The 15,531-nt window shown below is 62.2% G+C and carries 13 protein-coding genes; 7 read left to right on the top strand and 6 right to left on the bottom strand.

Translation table 11 applies throughout. The annotated features are described in order from the left end of the window. Positions 1-195 precede the first annotated feature (195 nt). Entirely contained in the window at positions 196-1,158 is a 963-nt protein-coding gene (locus AC07VG_RS17355) for a LysR family transcriptional regulator (RefSeq protein WP_248799073.1), read from the top strand. Here AC07VG_RS17355 and AC07VG_RS17350 read toward each other — a convergent pair. From AC07VG_RS17350 to AC07VG_RS17340, 3 genes are all read right to left on the bottom strand, one after another. Beyond that, positions 1,100-1,291 (bottom strand): PA3496 family putative envelope integrity protein, encoded by a 192-nt coding sequence (locus AC07VG_RS17350; protein ID WP_083875491.1) that lies wholly within the window; start codon positions 1,289-1,291, stop codon positions 1,100-1,102. The genes AC07VG_RS17355 and AC07VG_RS17350 overlap by 59 nt on opposite strands. 256 nt (positions 1,292-1,547) lie before the next feature. Then, positions 1,548-2,414 carry a transcriptional regulator HexR gene (gene hexR, locus AC07VG_RS17345; protein ID WP_495000205.1) on the bottom strand — a complete coding sequence of 289 codons (867 nt, stop codon included), beginning with the start codon at positions 2,412-2,414 and terminating at the stop codon, positions 1,548-1,550. Between the two features lie 143 nt (positions 2,415-2,557). After that, positions 2,558-5,425 carry a putative bifunctional diguanylate cyclase/phosphodiesterase gene (locus AC07VG_RS17340; RefSeq protein WP_495000206.1) on the bottom strand — a complete coding sequence of 956 codons (2,868 nt, stop codon included), beginning with the start codon at positions 5,423-5,425 and terminating at the stop codon, positions 2,558-2,560. Positions 5,426-5,805: 380 nt separating this feature from the next. On the opposite strand from AC07VG_RS17340, the gene uvrD reads away from it, so the two are divergent. The 4 genes from uvrD to AC07VG_RS17320 all read left to right on the top strand — a co-directional run bounded on the left by uvrD (position 5,806) and on the right by AC07VG_RS17320 (position 10,131). Next, complete coding sequence (gene uvrD, locus AC07VG_RS17335; protein ID WP_495000207.1) at positions 5,806-7,989, top strand: DNA helicase II; 2,184 nt, start codon at positions 5,806-5,808, stop codon at positions 7,987-7,989. A gap of 90 nt (positions 7,990-8,079) precedes the next feature. Next, positions 8,080-8,520 (top strand): EamA family transporter, encoded by a 441-nt coding sequence (locus tag AC07VG_RS17330; RefSeq protein ID WP_495000208.1) that lies wholly within the window; start codon positions 8,080-8,082, stop codon positions 8,518-8,520. A 191-nt stretch (positions 8,521-8,711) separates the two neighbouring features. After that, a complete protein-coding gene (locus tag AC07VG_RS17325; protein ID WP_495000209.1) occupies positions 8,712-9,587 on the top strand; it encodes a Tim44 domain-containing protein in 876 nt (291 codons plus the stop codon). A gap of 136 nt (positions 9,588-9,723) precedes the next feature. Continuing rightward, complete coding sequence (locus AC07VG_RS17320; RefSeq protein ID WP_495000210.1) at positions 9,724-10,131, top strand: SMI1/KNR4 family protein; 408 nt, start codon at positions 9,724-9,726, stop codon at positions 10,129-10,131. Positions 10,132-10,280: 149 nt separating this feature from the next. Here AC07VG_RS17320 and AC07VG_RS17315 read toward each other — a convergent pair whose 3' ends face one another. Then, complete coding sequence (locus AC07VG_RS17315) at positions 10,281-12,044, bottom strand: cation:proton antiporter (RefSeq protein ID WP_495021599.1); 1,764 nt, start codon at positions 12,042-12,044, stop codon at positions 10,281-10,283. Positions 12,045-12,322: 278 nt separating this feature from the next. Between AC07VG_RS17315 and AC07VG_RS17310 the strand changes: the two genes are divergently transcribed. Beyond that, positions 12,323-12,808 (top strand): acyl-CoA thioesterase, encoded by a 486-nt coding sequence (locus AC07VG_RS17310; RefSeq protein ID WP_495000212.1) that lies wholly within the window; start codon positions 12,323-12,325, stop codon positions 12,806-12,808. A 155-nt stretch (positions 12,809-12,963) separates the two neighbouring features. Here AC07VG_RS17310 and pdxY read toward each other — a convergent pair whose 3' ends face one another. Beyond that, positions 12,964-13,836, bottom strand: coding sequence for a pyridoxal kinase PdxY (gene pdxY / locus AC07VG_RS17305; RefSeq protein ID WP_495021598.1), 873 nt, complete (start codon positions 13,834-13,836; stop codon positions 12,964-12,966). A gap of 114 nt (positions 13,837-13,950) precedes the next feature. On the opposite strand from pdxY, the gene AC07VG_RS17300 reads away from it, so the two are divergent. Beyond that, positions 13,951-14,355: a DUF3301 domain-containing protein gene (locus AC07VG_RS17300; protein ID WP_495021597.1), complete on the top strand. Its 405-nt coding sequence runs from the start codon at positions 13,951-13,953 to the stop codon at positions 14,353-14,355. Between the two features lie 178 nt (positions 14,356-14,533). Here AC07VG_RS17300 and AC07VG_RS17295 read toward each other — a convergent pair whose 3' ends face one another. Continuing rightward, positions 14,534-15,520, bottom strand: coding sequence for a CobW family GTP-binding protein (locus tag AC07VG_RS17295; protein WP_495021596.1), 987 nt, complete (start codon positions 15,518-15,520; stop codon positions 14,534-14,536). Between the last annotated feature and the right edge of the window lie 11 nt (positions 15,521-15,531).

Below are 15,531 nucleotides of genomic sequence, written 5' to 3'. Positions count from 1 at the left end.
TTCCTAAGCCGCTGGAACAAACAACCCTTGGGGTGCAACCGAAAAAACGGGTCGGCGCGTGACTAAATGTTTCAAGCCAGTCGCGTAGTCCACACTAGCCCTACCCAGTGATAAACCAAAATCAATAATTATTGGGTCACTCATAAGCAAAAGCTTATAGTTGGACGGTTCGCGACCTCCATGGGTGTTTAGAAAATGCGTAAGTCCTTGATGCGTATGACATTGCGTCAGCTAAAAATTTTCAATGAGGTCTGCGATCTGCGTTCCTACAGCCGCGCAGCCGACGAAATGTCTCTCACACAACCAGCCGTCAGCCTACAAATTCGCCAGCTGGAAGAGCTGATCGGCCAGCCATTATTCGATTACGTCGGCAAAAAGCTCTACATGACCGAAGCGGCTGAAGCGTTACAGCGAGCCAGTCGGGACATTTTCGGCCGGCTGGAAAACCTCGATATGCAGCTCTCGGACATGCAGGGCTCGCTGCAGGGGCAACTGAAACTGGCGGTGGAATCCAGCGCCAAGTATTTCGTCCCGCACCTGTTTGCCGCGTTCAAGCGCCAGCATCCCGAGGTCAACCTGCACCTGACGGTGGTCAACCGCGCACAGGCGCTCCGGCGCCTTTCGGACAACCGTGACGACCTGTTGATCATGTCGATGGTGCCCCAGGACATGGGGCTGGAATTCCTGCCGTTTCTGAACAATCCGATTGTCGCGGTGGCGCCGCCGGATCACCCGTTGTGCCATGGCGGCCCACTGCGCCTGCAGGACCTGGAGCCGTACACGCTGTTGATCCGCGAAGCGGGGTCGGGAACGCGGATAGCGTGCGAGGAGTATTTCAAGGAGAAGCGCGTGCACTTCTCGCAGACGCTGGAAGTGACCTCGGGCGAGGCCCAGCGCGAGTGCGTGGTGGCGGGACTGGGCCTGGCCCTGTTGACGCGCCATGCCCTGAGCCTGGAACTGGCGACCGGCGTGCTCCGAGAACTGCCGGTGGAAGAACTGCCGCTCTATCGCAGTTGGTGCCTGGTTCAGGCCAAGGACAAACGCCTGTCACCGGTCGCCCATGCGTTCCTGGGGTTTATTCGCAGTGAACGTTTACAAATCAGCGGGCTGGTTGAGCGCTTCGACGGTCGGATGCCGAGTCCGCCTGCCAGTAATTGAGTGCGGCGATTTCCTGTTGTAGTTGGCGCAGTTCGGTGCGGTCTTCGATTGCGCGACGAAATTCCATACGGCGCTGATCTTCCTGCTGCCGACGGGTTTTGACGCTGCTTTGCTCTTCGTGGTGCCGGGCCATTTCGAGTCTCCCAGGGTGGATACGGGAGTTTCAAGATGGACGCCTGGCGTTACGGTTTGGCGGCAGGCGGGTGACAGGCAGATGAATATGGCTTGAGTGGTGTGCCGCCTGTCAGGGCCTATTCGCGGGCAAGCTCCGCTCCCACAGGTTTTCCGTCGCACACAAGACTCCGGCTCAACCCGGACATTGTGGGAGCGGAGCTTGTCGAATCGCCGCACCGCCGCGAAGGGAACGCCGCGGAACTGACTGACAGGTCTCAGTCGTCGAGGGCCTTCACCGACTTGGGCGACAGGCGCAGGCTGCGCAAGCTGCGCTTGACGCTCTTGAGGTGATTCACCAGGCTCGGCCCACGGGCCATGGCCACGCCCATGGCCAGCACGTCGATCACCACCAGGTGGGCGATCCGCGAGGTCAGCGGGGTATAGATCTCGGTGTCTTCATGCACGTCGATGGCCAAGTTCACCGTCGACAGCTCGGCCAGCGGTGTCTGGCTCGGGCACAGGGTGATCAGGGTCGCGCCACTTTCACGTACCAGGTTGGCGGTGATCAGCAGGTCCTTGGAACGCCCGGACTGGGAAATGCAGATCGCCACGTCGGTGGGCTTGAGCGTCACCGCCGACATCGCCTGCATGTGCGGATCGGAATACGCCGCCGCCGTCAGCAACAGCCGGAAGAACTTGTGCTGGGCGTCCGCCGCCACCGCGCCGGAAGCGCCGAAGCCATAGAACTCCACACGCTGCGCCGCCGACATGGCGGTCACGGCACGCTGCAGCGCGACCGGATCGAGCTTTTCGCGCACGTCCATCAGGGTGTGCAGGGTGGTGTCGAAGATCTTCAGGCTGTAGTCCGCCACCGAATCGTCTTCGTGAATCGCGAACTGCCCAAAGCTGGCGCCGGCCGCCAGACTCTGGGCCAGCTTCAACTTCAGGTCCTGGAAACCGGAACAACCGATAGCCCGGCAGAAACGCACGATGGTCGGCTCACTGATGCCCACGCTATGGGCCAGGTCGGCCATGGAACTGTGCATCACCGCCGCCGGATCAAGCAGGACGTGATCGGCGACCTTGAGCTCCGACTTGCGCAGCAGGTTGCGAGACTGGGCGATGTGTTGCAACAGATTCAAAGGGCTGGACTCATTGTTATGGGCAAACGCCTGGGATGTAGCCGTCTTGTAGTTATACTACATGAATTCGAGGATTGCCCGTTCCATTACGTAACCGAGCTCGCCCCTACCGTAGCGTGGCGAGCATGTAGCCACTGCGGCGCCTAGGGAAAGCCTTGGCGCAGCAGTCGCATCAATTCCTGCGCCGCCACCGGCCGGCTGATCAGATAACCCTGCACCTCATCGCAACCCTGGGCCTTGAGGAAATCCAATTGCTCCTGGTTTTCCACGCCCTCGGCCACCACCTTCAGTTCCAGGCTGTGGGCCATGGCGATGATCGCCCGGGTGATCGCCGCATCTTCGCTGCCCTCGCCCAGACCGCGAATAAAGCTCTGGTCGATCTTCACGTAGTCCACCGGGAAACGCTTGAGGTAGCTCAGGGACGAATAGCCGGTGCCGAAGTCATCGATGGCCAGCTTCACCCCCAGGTCGCGCAGTTGCTGGAAGGTGGCGATGATGTGTTCGACGCTGTCGAGCAACTGGCTTTCGGTCAGCTCAAGCTCCAGCAGCTCCGGAGCCAGGCCGGTTTCCTCCAGCACCTGGCGCACCAGGCTGACCAGCTTGCCCTGGCGCAACTGATGCACCGACAGGTTCACCGACACCCGGATCGGCGCCAACCCCTCGCGCTGCCACTCGCACGCCTGCCAGCAGGCCTGGCGCAGCACGAACTCACCGATCGGCCCGATCAGGCCGGTTTCTTCGGCCAGGCCGATGAAGTCTCCCGGCGGCACCTGGCCCAGGGTCGGGTGCTCCCAACGCACCAGCGCCTCGGCGGCGTTCATCCGCCCAGTGGCCAGACACAGCTTGGGCTGATAGAAGACACTCAGTTGCCGCTCTTCGATGGCCTTGCGCAGCTGGTTCTCAAGCTGCAAACGCTCCAGGGTGCTGGCTTGCAGGCTGTCGGTGTAGAACTGGAAGTTATTTCCGCCCAGGTGTTTGGCATGCTGCATGGCGATGTTCGACTGGCTGAGCAACACCGGGATTTCCCGCGCATTGTCCGGCAACAGGCTGATGCCCATGGACGCGCTGACCACCAGTTCGTGTTCGTCGATGGTCACTGGCACCCGCAGCTTGGCGAGCAGGCGGGTCGCCACCCGGGCCAGGCTGGAGAGATTGCCGTAGGCGTCGAACAACACGGCGAACTCGTCTCCGGACAAACGCGCAATGGTGTTGGCTTCCGGCAGGGCATTGACCAGGCGCCGGGCCATCTGCTGCAACAACTGGTCGGCGATTTCATGGCCGAGACTGTCGTTGAGCAATTTGAAACGGTCCAGGTTGATGTGCAGCAACGCCAGGCTGCGGCCGCCCTGGCGAGCCTGCTGATGAGCCTCATACAGGCGTTCGCGGAACAACGAACGGTTCGCCAGCCCGGTCAGTTCGTCGTAGTGGGTCAGGTAGCGCATGCGCTCTTCGGATTCGCGCCGGGCCGACAGATCGGCGAAGAAGCCGACGATATGACTGACATTGCCCCGCGTATCGCGCACCACATTCAGTTGCAGCCATTGCGGGTACAGCTCACCACTCTTGCGCGCCTCAACCAGTTCGCCCTGCCAACTGCCGTGCTGTTCCAGCGCCTGGTGGATGGTTGCATAATGGCGCCGGGCATCGCGGCTGCACGGCAGGTCGACCACATTGCGCCCGAGCATGTCCTCGGGCAGGTAACCGGTGACTCGGCTGAAAGCCTGGTTGATCGCCAGCAGGATGTAATTCGGGTCGAAGATCACAATGCCTTCACTGGCGGCCTCGAACACCGTCGCGGCCAATTGGCGTTGGGCTTCCTGCTCCTTGTGCGCGCTGATATCACGCCGGGTGCCGACCATGCGCAACACGCGACCGCCGGCGGTACGCTCGACCGCCCGTCCGCGGTCCTCGATCCAGACCCAGTGGCCATCGCCATGCCGGACCCGGTACTCGATCACATAATCCTCGGTGCGCCCCTTCAAATGCTCCACCAGCGCGTGCTTGAGCACCGGTACATCGGCGGGGTGCAGGCGCGGCTTGAGGTGGCCGAGTATCGAGGTCACGTATTCCGGGTCCAGGCCGAACAGCTCCTTGATCTGGGTGTGATGCACCTCGTCGGTCTGCAGGTTCCAGTCCCACAGCCCGAGTTCGCTGGCCTGCAACGCCAGGGCCAGGCGCGTTTCGCTTTTGCTCAAGGCCTGGTTCGCCGCGTCCAGCTCCAGGCTGCGCTGGGCGACCCGGCTTTCCAGGCCGATCTGGGCCTCGCGCAGCTCCTGTTCGGCGCGGCGGCGCTGCTCGATTTCCCGCGCCAGCTCATGGTTGAGTTGTTCGCTACGGGTTTGCGCCCGTTGCAAGCTCTCGATCAGCGCCTGGTTCTGGAAACGCCGTAACAGGCCGCGCCGGATCAGGCGATTGACCTGCAGGGCGACCACGCTCAGCGACACCAGCAGGATCAGCCCGAGCCAGCCCCAGCCTTGCTGTTGTTCACCGCCGCCCCAGAACAGGTAGCCGATGGCCGGCAACAGGCAGGGCAAGGTAAAGGTCAGGAACGCCGGGATGCTCACGGCATAGGCCACGCTGGCGGACAGCGTGGCGGCACCGATCAGGCCGAAAACCCAGGCCTGTTCGAGGAAACTGTCGGTGGGCACCAGGGCAATGCCGGCGCAGGCCAGGGTCAGGCCACTGACCGCCGAGCCCAGCAGGAACATGCGCCGCCAAATCGGCTGGGCCTGCCGACTGGGCATCGCCGAATCGAACGCCGCCACCTGGATCACGCGCAAGGCCACCAGCGCCATCAACCACACCAGCCAGACGCTGACCAGCAGGTAGCGCTGCGGGCTCCAGAGCAACCAGGCGCAGACCAGCCCGTTCAACAACATGAATAAAGTCGGCAGCAACGACCCCTGGTACAACAGGCGCGTCCGTTCGACTGTCAGTTCAGTGGCGAACTGTTTGTGGATAACCCGCCCAGCCGCCATAGAGGGGCTCAGCGCGTCAAAGCTCTGGGTCATGGGCAGTATTCTTATAATGGTTAAGCCATAAACGTGGCAGGAGCATACACAAGCATCCGGCTGGACCAAACTGCCTCAAGTCATAAAATGTAATGAATTAGCCAGGCACCAGAGCCCTTGTGCAGGGCCAAAGCAAGGCCCCACGCCACCTGTAGCCGATGACTGACCGGTCGTCACAACCGATCTTTTTATCTGGCGATGCGCACGCCCCCTTGTAGGAGCGAGCTTGCTCGCGATGGACGCCAACGATGACGCGGGGAACCTGATGCCCCGCGGGGCCCCTGCCATCATCGCGAGCAAGCTCGCTCCTACAGGGTTCCGCGTCGCCCGGGCTAGCATTAGGGTTTGCCCGCCCAGGCCCGGCACCCTAGAATGCGTCGATGCGCGATGATCTCTCCTTTTTGCTGAACTCCCTCAACGATGCCCAACGCCAGGCCGTAGCGGCTCCCGTTGGCCGTCAGTTGGTCCTGGCCGGTGCCGGCTCGGGTAAAACCCGGGTGCTGGTGCACCGTATCGCCTGGTTGATCCAGGTCGAAAATGCCTCTTCCCACTCGATCCTGTCGGTGACTTTCACCAACAAGGCCGCCGCCGAGATGCGCCATCGCATCGAGCAGCTGCTGGGCATCAGCCCGGCCGGCATGTGGGTCGGCACCTTCCACGGCCTGGCGCACCGCCTGTTGCGGGCGCACTGGCAGGAAGCCGGTCTGAGCCAGACCTTCCAGATCCTCGACAGCGACGACCAGCAACGCCTGGTCAAGCGGGTGATCCGCGACCTCGGCCTCGACGAACAGCGCTGGCCGGCCCGCCAGGCCCAGTGGTTTATCAACGGCCAGAAGGACGAGGGCCTGCGCCCGCAGCATATCCAGGCCAGTGGCGACCTGTTCCTGGCGACCATGCGCAGCATCTATGAAGCCTACGAGGCCGCCTGCGCCCGCGCCGGGGTCATCGACTTCTCCGAGCTGCTGCTGCGCGCCCTGGACCTGTGGCGCGACCATCCGGGCCTGCTGGCGCACTACCAGAAGCGCTTCCGGCATATTCTGGTAGACGAATTCCAGGACACCAACGCCGTGCAGTACGCCTGGTTGCGCCTGCTGGCCAAGGGTGGCGACAGCCTGATGGTGGTCGGCGACGACGACCAGTCGATCTACGGCTGGCGCGGCGCGAAAATCGAGAACATCCACCAGTATTCCGCCGACTTCGCGGACGCCGTGACCATCCGCCTGGAGCAGAACTACCGCTCCACGGCCGGCATCCTCAAGGCCGCCAACGCCCTGATCGCCCATAACACCGGACGCCTGGGCAAGGAGTTGTGGACCGACGGCGGCGACGGCGAGGCGATCAACCTCTACGCCGCCTTCAACGAACACGACGAAGCGCGCTATGTGGTGGAAACCATCGAAAGCGCCCTGAAAACCGGCCTGGCCCGTAGCGATATCGCCATTCTCTACCGTTCCAACGCCCAGTCCCGGGTGCTGGAAGAGGCTTTGCTGCGCGAGCGTATCCCGTACCGTATCTACGGCGGCCAGCGCTTCTTCGAGCGAGCTGAAATCAAGAACGCCATGGCCTACCTGCGCCTGCTCGAAGGCCGTGGCAACGACGCGGCACTGGAGCGGGTGATCAACGTTCCGGCCCGCGGTATCGGCGAGAAAACCGTCGAGGCCATTCGTGAGCACGCCCGCCACAGCGAGTTGTCGATGTGGGAGGCCATGCGCCAGCTGGTCGCCAACAAGGGCCTGACCGGACGTGCCGCCGGAGCGCTGGGGGTGTTTGTCGAGCTGATCGAGGACCTCGCGGCGAAAACCCGGGAAATGCCGCTGCACCTGATGACCCAGGTGGTCATCGAGCAGTCCGGGCTGATCGCCTACCACGAAGCGGAAAAGGGCGAGAAAGGCCAGGCCCGGGTGGAAAACCTTGAGGAACTGGTCAGCGCCGCGCGTAACTTCGAGGCCGCCGAAGAAGACGCCGAGCTCACGCCGCTGGCCGCCTTCCTCGGTCACGCATCGCTGGAGGCCGGCGACACCCAGGCCGACGAGCACGAAGACAGCATTCAACTGATGACCCTGCACAGCGCCAAGGGCCTGGAATTCCCCTACGTGTTCCTGGTGGGCATGGAAGAAGGCCTGTTCCCCCACAAGATGAGCCTGGAAGAACCCGGTCGCCTTGAGGAAGAACGCCGGCTGGCCTACGTGGGCATCACTCGGGCGATGCAGAACCTGGTGCTGACCTACGCCGAGACCCGACGCCTGTACGGCAGCGAGACCTACAACAAGGTCTCGCGTTTCGTCCGCGAAGTGCCGAAAGGACTGATCCAGGAAGTGCGCCTGTCCAACAGCGTCAGCCGACCGTTCGGCGGTGCCCAGGCCCAGGTCAGCAGCAGCCTGTTCGGTGGCAGCGACATCCCGGACACCGGTTTCAGCCTCGGCCAGACCGTACGCCACAGCCTTTTCGGCGACGGTGTGATCCTCAACTTCGAAGGCGCTGGCGCCCAGGCCCGGGTCCAGGTGAATTTCAGCGAAGGCAGCAAGTGGCTGATGCTCGGCTACGCCAAGCTGGAAGCGGTCTGAGCGTGACGCTCAAGCGTTTCCACGCCCAGTGTGGGAACGCTCGACAGCACGCCATGCAGGTCTAATCATTCAATCGAGGTCGCGACAAGCATGGGCTCGGGCTTTTTTTCTTCGTGGACATTCTGGGCCCTGCTCTCGGCGACTTTCGCCGCCCTGACGGCGATCTTCGCCAAGATCGGCATCGACAACGTCAACTCGGACTTCGCCACCCTGCTGCGCACCATCGTGGTATTGGTCAGCCTGGCCTTGATTTTGTACGCAACGGGCCAATATCAGTCATTGAGTACGATTTCCGCCAAGAGCTATCTGTTCCTGCTGTTGTCGGGCCTGGCTACCGGTGCTTCGTGGTTGTGCTATTTCCGCGCGCTGAAGGTCGGCCCGGCCTCGCTGGTGGCCCCGGTGGACAAGCTCAGCGTGGTGTTCGTCGCCGTGATCAGCGTGTTGCTGCTGGGCGAGAAGCTCGACCTGCGTCAATGGGGTGGTATCGGCCTGATTACCGCCGGCGTGGTCATGCTGGCTCTCCGACGCTAATCGGGAACATTTCACACAGCGTTTATCGACTCGTTTTACGAAACAAACGGTATCGGCGCAATGGCCTTTCATGAAACCTTCAGGTGGGGCATGGGAGGATCAGGCAAAAGCCGGAAACACTCTCGCGCTAGCCAGTAACATTTCACCTGTGCAGTATGGCGCGCGTGCACTCCACAAACGGGAATACCCTTATGCAACGTTTTCTCAGTATCGTCCTGGCGCTCTGTATCGGTCTGACGATGAGCCTCGACGCGAACGCCAAGCGCTTCGGCGGCGGCAAGAGCATGGGCTCGGCACCCAGCCATCAAACCAGCCAGATGGCGCCTTCCGCCGGTGCCGGTGTCGGCGGCGCTGCCGCGACTGCCGGTGCAGCCGGTGCCGCGGGCGCTGCCGCCAAAGCCGGCGGTGCTTCACGCTGGCTCGGCCCCCTGGCTGGCATCGCCGCCGGTGGCCTGCTCGCCTCCATGTTCATGGGCGGCGGCTTCCACGGCATGCAGTTCTTCGACATCCTGATCATGGCGGTCATCGCCTTCGTGATCTTCCGTTTCATTGCCGCCCGTCGACGCAAGCAGCAGGAGCACATGACGCCAGCTGGCGCGCCGTTCCAGCGCGAAGTATTCGAGCAACCGGCGCAGCCGCAAAACGCGATCTTCGGCGGTTCCGCCCCGGTCGCCCCACGCCGCGTGATCAACGCCCCGGCCTGGTTCAACGAGGAACGCTTCCTCGAAGCCGCCCGCAGCCACTTCCAGGCGCTGCAGCAGCACTGGGACGCCAATGAGATGGACAAGATCGCCGAGTTCGTCACCCCGCAGATGCTGCAATTCCTGAAACAGGAACGGGCAAACGAGGGTGACGGCTTCCAGTCCACCTACATCGAGAACCTGCACGTGCAGTTGGACGGCCTGGACGATCGCGCCGACAAGACCATCGCCACCCTGACCTTCAGCGGTGTGTCGAAGAACTCGCGTTTCGACCAGGGCGAAGCCTTCAGCGAAAGCTGGAACATGGAGCGTCCACAAGGCGACAACCAGCCTTGGCTGGTGGCCGGTATTCGCCAGAACGGCTGATCCACGGCTCGCGCTGAAAAAAGCTACAAAAACCCCGGACCTGTCCGGGGTTTTGCATTTCACAATTGTACTTTTTGCAAGCTACTGTATAAGACCCGTGATACGAACCGCGCCATAAAGCAAGAGGATTGAGGCCGTGGAAGAAGTCATTGAACAATTGCGTGAAGCCAACGAACCCGTACCGGTTCCTTTGGAGTTGCCCGACGAGGATCAGTTGGTCGAGATCGAAGAGGAGCTGTTCATCAACATCCCCTTCGTTTTCAAGGAATTCCTGCTGACCGTCAGTGATGTGGTGTATGGCAGCCTGGAACCGGTGACCGTCACCGATCCGCAGTCGCACACCTACCTGCCCGACGTCGCGGCCAATGCCTGGGATTCTGGCGTGCCGCGGGAGCTGATCCCGATCTGCCAGGACGGTGACGACTACTACTGTGTCGAGGAAGACGGCACCGTGGTGCTGTGGTCCGCCGAGGAAGAGCTGATCACCGAAGAGTCCTGGGAATCGGTGTGGCACTGGGCGCGGGACGTCTGGCTGGAGAGCTGATCCGCGCGATGCGGCCCCAATGCCCCCTGTAGGAGCGAGCTTGCTCGCGATGGTCGTCAATGATGACGCGGGGCATCTGAAGCCCAGAGGTGTTTGTTCTATCATCGCGAGCAAGCTCGCTCCTACAGGGGGGCATCGGCGTTCGGGCTTCAGTGTCCGGCCGAATCGCTCTTCTGCTCCAGGGTTTCCAGCAAGGCGATCTGCATCCGCGTGTGCACACGCACAAACCAGCGCCACAACAGCGCCGCGACCGCCGCCGCAACCACGGCGATCAACACCAGCAACTCATTGCTCGGCAGAATGCTCGCCGACAGCGCCGACAGCAGCAGGAAAATCACCAGCAGCGAGAGGAGCGGAATCACCTCGGCGATCACCCTTCTGACCCGCTGGGTATGCCGCCCCGCCACCTCGGCCTTGACCCCCATCTCCGCCAGCAGCATCGACAGCGCCTTGAGCTTGCGGTACGCCGCGATCAGGAACGGCAATGACAGCAGCAGCGCCCCGCCCCAGATCAGGCCGTTATGCCAGCTCGGCTCATTGATCCAACCGGCCAGGTAGTTGGCAATCGGCGCCGCGAAGAAGCCACCGGCAAAGAAAATTGCCATCACCAGCGCCAGGTTGACCCCCACCTGCAACAAGATCCGCCGAATCATCGACGCCAGCAGCGCACCCTCGCCCTGGGGCTGGATGCTGCGCAGCCATTCACCGTAAAGGCTGAACACCCGCGCCAGACGCCGCGGCATCAGCGCCGCCAGCTTCAGTGATAGAGGATCCGCCGCGCGGATCAGATAGGGCGTCAGCAGCGTGGTAATCACCGAGACCGCCACCGCCACCGGATAGAGAAAGTCACTGGTGACCTGCAAGGTCATCCCCAGCGCCGCGATAATGAAAGAGAACTCGCCGATCTGCGACAGCCCCATCCCCACCCGCAACGAAGTGCGGCCATCGTTGCCGGCAATAAATGCCCCCAGTCCGCAGGAGAGCATCTTGCCCAGCACCACCGCCACGCTGATCACGGCAATCGGCCAGGCGTAATCGAGCAGGATCACCGGGTCGATCATCAAACCGATGGCGACGAAAAAGATCGCGCTGAACAGGTCGCGAACCGGCTCGATCAGGCGCTCGATCTTCAGCAACTGACGGGACTCGGCCATGATCGCGCCAATCAGGAACGCCCCGAGGACCATGCTGTATTCCAGCTTGACCACCAACAGGCAGAAGCCGAAACACAGGCCCAGCACGGTGATCAGCAGCATCTCGTTGCTGTCGAAGCGAGCGACGTAGGCCAACAACCGTGGCACCAGCAGGATGCCGACCACCAGGGCGACGATCATGAACAGCGACAGCTTGCCCACGGTGGAGAACACCTCGCCCGAACTCACGGTCCCGCTGACCGCAATGCTCGACAGCAAGGCGATGATGCCGATGCCGAGAATGTCCTCGACGATCAGTACGCCGAAAATCAGCTGGGCGAAGCGCTGGTTCTTCATCTTCAGGTCATTGAGCGCCTTGACGATGATGGTGGTCGAGGAAATCGCCAGGATCGCGCCGAGGAATAGCGAGTCCATGGTGTTCCAGTCGAACCAGCGGCCGATTTCGTAGCCGATCCAGATCATCAGCACAATTTCCAGGAACGCCGCGATAAACGCCGTGGCCCCGACCTTGAACAGCTTGCCCAGGCTGAACTCCAGGCCCAAACAGAACATCAGGAAAATTACCCCCAGCTCGGCCAGGGTCTTGATGGTCTCTTCGTCGTGGATCAGGCCGAACGGCGGTGTGTGCGGCCCGATGATAAAGCCGGCGACGATATAGCCGAGCACCACCGGTTGCTTGAAGCGATGAAAGAGGATGGTCACCACACCGGCCACTAGCATGAGCACGGCCAGGTCCTGGATAAAACTGATGGCATGCATGACGTGGCGCTCCTTGCTGCTCGGAACCCGTCATGGGACAGCTTTTTGAGCTGTCAGCAATCACTGTTCCGAGTGTGAGAATTTTCTATGGCATGGCTTTCGGAAGGTTAACACCGCGACTTCCGACAAAAAGCCGGTGCAATATGTAGAAACAGATCCCTAGAAGCGTGACGATGGCCCGATCGATGGCGTCCCGTTATCGAGTGTCTGTGAGAAATGAAGGAAGCGCCCGTAGAGGTGCCTGAGCCAATCCCTGCCTACCCAACCGTGAGCGTGCTATGGAACCCGGAAATGCCCAGCTGTCGATGACTGTTTTGATGACCCCGGACATGGCCAACTTTTCTGGCAATGTCCACGGCGGCACCTTGCTCAAGTACCTGGATGAAGTGGCCTACGCCTGCGCCAGCCGTTATGCCGGTCGTTATGTGGTGACCCTGTCGGTGGACCAGGTGATTTTCCGCGAGCCGATCCATGTCGGCGAACTGGTGACCTTCCTGGCCTCGGTCAACTACACCGGCAACACCTCCATGGAGGTGGGCATCAAGGTGGTGACGGAGAATATTCGCGAGCGTTCGGTGCGCCACACCAACAGCTGCTTCTTCACCATGGTCGCGGTCGACGACCAGCGCAAACCGGCCGCCGTGCCACCGTTGCAGCCGCAAAACAGCGAGGACAAGCGTCGCTACGTGCAGGCGCAACAGCGCCGGCAGATTCGCCAGGAACTGGAGAAGCGCTACCAGGAAATCAAAGCCGACGCGCCTTGATTGGATCGGGCCGGAGCCCTTCAGGCTGAGCCAAGGCCGAACGCGGTCACTGTAGGAGCCAGCTTGCTGGCGATAGCGGCCGCAAGGGCGATGCAAGACTCAAGGCAAGCCGGCTCCCACAGGGTTCTGGGTGTTTTCAGGATCCCAGGCAAGGCTTACAGGCTGATCGACTCTGCCTCGAACCGCACCCGCGGATGCGCGATGCGGTCCTGGGCCCGCACCAGCTCCAGCTCGTAGCTGGCGCAGGCCTGGGTTTCCAGCAGCACTTCGTGCACCGCCGAGGCCGCGAACTCGAACGCCGTCACCAGGCTGTCGCCCAGCAGCACCCGCGCCAGGAACAGCCCCGAGGTCAGGTCGCCGACGCCCACCGGCTGCTTCGGGAACGCCAGCAAGGGTCGCCGCAAGTGCCAGCTGCCATCCGCCGTCACCAATAGCATCTCGAAACTCTCAGCCGGTTTGCCCGGATAGGCCAGATGTTTGACCAGCACCGCCTTCGGTCCCCGCGTCAGCAAGCTGCGGGCCATGGCCAGGCAGTCGAACAGGGAGTTCGGCGCCCGTCCGCAGAAGCTATCGAGCTCAAGCTGGTTGGGACAGAGAAAGTCGGCCATGGCCGCGGCTTCTTCCAGGAGGAAATCACTGACCTCGGTCGGCACGCTGCAGCCCTTCTCCGGGTGCCCCATCACCGGGTCGCAGAGGTACAGGGCATTGGGATTGATCGCCTTGATCCGCGCCACCCCACTGAGTATCGCCCGGCCTTGGGCGGCACTGCCGAGATAGCCGGACAGCACGGCATCGCAGTTGCCCAACTCGCCGATGGCGGCAATCCCCTCGACCAGTTCGGGAATCCGCTGCGGCGCCAGCACTTCGCCCGCCCACTGCCCGTATTGGGTGTGGTTGGAGAACTGCACGGTGTTCAGCGGCCAGACATTGACCCCGACGCGCTGCATGGGGAAAACCGCCGCACTGTTGCCGGCATGGCCGAAAACCACGTGGGATTGAATGGCGAGCAGATGGGGAGTGCGTTTCATTCCGTATTCCAGAAAGGCCGGTGGATTCAAGCCGCTGAGTATGCGACTAAACGGAGCCTGTACGACAGACCGGGGAGCCAGTTAAGCTGAGCTGACTTTGTTGGAGTGGCGTTCATGCTGACCCTGGGAAATATGTTCGTGCTGATGTTGCTGGCGACCGGCGCTGCCTGGCTCTGGCACAACCATGGCCTGCGCGAGCGAGCGCTGGAGCGGGTCAAGCAGCATTGCGCCAAGCTCGATATCGAGCTGTTGGATGGCAACGTCGCCCTCAAGCGCATCGGCTTTGTCCGTGACGCCCATGGCCGGCGGCGCCTGGCGCGGATCTACAACTTCGAGTTCACCGTCACCGGTGAGCAGCGTCACGCCGGGACCATTACCCAGTTCGGCGCCCACAGCGCCCATATCGAGCTGGCGCCCTACCCGTTCGAAGCCAAGCCGGAAGTACGTAGCGCCGAAGTGATCGAATTGAGCCAATGGCGCCAGGATCATGCCAAGGACCATAATAATTTGCGTCGTTGAATGGTCCAGGCAAGCCGGTTGGCGGTGGTTTGCCAGTGATTGCGATGCAAGATGCACTGCCGCCATCGCCGGCAAGCCGGCTCCCACATTAGTTCGGTGTTCCAACGCAAAATATCGTCAAGCCCGGAACCTTGTAGGCGCCGGCTTGCTGGCGATGGCAATGTCACATTCAACGTTGTTATCCCGACAAACGACACCGCGCCATCCCCACTTTTAACCACTCGATCTCCTGCTTTTCCACGAAGATCAGCTCGACACGTGAATCCCGTCGCCATTCACTCGGCTGCCACCGCACCACCGAGTTATCCACAGCATTAGCGGAAACCCAGCCGTCCGGGCTGTGGATAACCAGTTTGGCTCGCAACCAATCCAACCCCGAGAGCCAGCGCTGGAGCCTTTCCGTATCGAAACGCTGGCTCGGGTGCCAGCGCCAGCCGATGCTCCAGTTGCCGTCCTGGGTGTGATCCAGGCAAATCGGTTGGGCCGGATCGGTCCAGATCGCCGGCAATCGGGCGGTGACCGGCGCGCCAGCGGAGGACGTGCTATCACCGTAAGGGGGAGCCTGCTCGCGATGACCGTTATCCAGGGCAAGCAACTCGGCCAACCCCAACGCCCCCTCCTCGGTCCAGCGCACAGGCCCCTCGGGCAAGCGGGCCAGCACCCGTTGCCGTTCAACCGCGTCCAACCCCGCGGACTTGTTCAGCACCCGTAACCCCGCCAGCCCCAGCGCCTCCTGCTGCGAGTCCGGCAACGGCTTGCCCGCCGCCAGAGCCCGGGCATCCAGCACCAGCACGCAAGGCTGCAACGCCAACACCCCCAACCACGGCGCCTCGGCCAGTTGTTTGAGAATCTGCACCGGATGCCCCAACCCGGAGGGCTCGATCAATAGCCGATCCGGTCGCGCCTTGCGCAACAGTCGGGTCAATCCCACCTGGAACGGCGCGCCATTGACGCAGCAGACACAACCGCCTGCCACTTCCCCCAGTGCGATACCATCGTCGGCCTGGGTCAGCAGCGCGGCGTCCAGGCCGATCTGGCCGAACTCGTTGATCAGCACCGCCCAGCGCTCGCCTTCGGGCCTTTGCGCCAGCAGCTGGCGAATCAGAGTGGTCTTGCCCGCGCCCAGCGGGCCGGCGATGACATGAGTGGGAATGTTCTGCAACATAGAGGGCCGAT

This window comes from Pseudomonas sp. GW821-FHT03C07 (assembly GCF_059420925.1).
The sequence above is the reverse complement of the archived record's forward strand: the minus strand, read 5'-3'. Positions and strand labels throughout refer to the sequence as shown.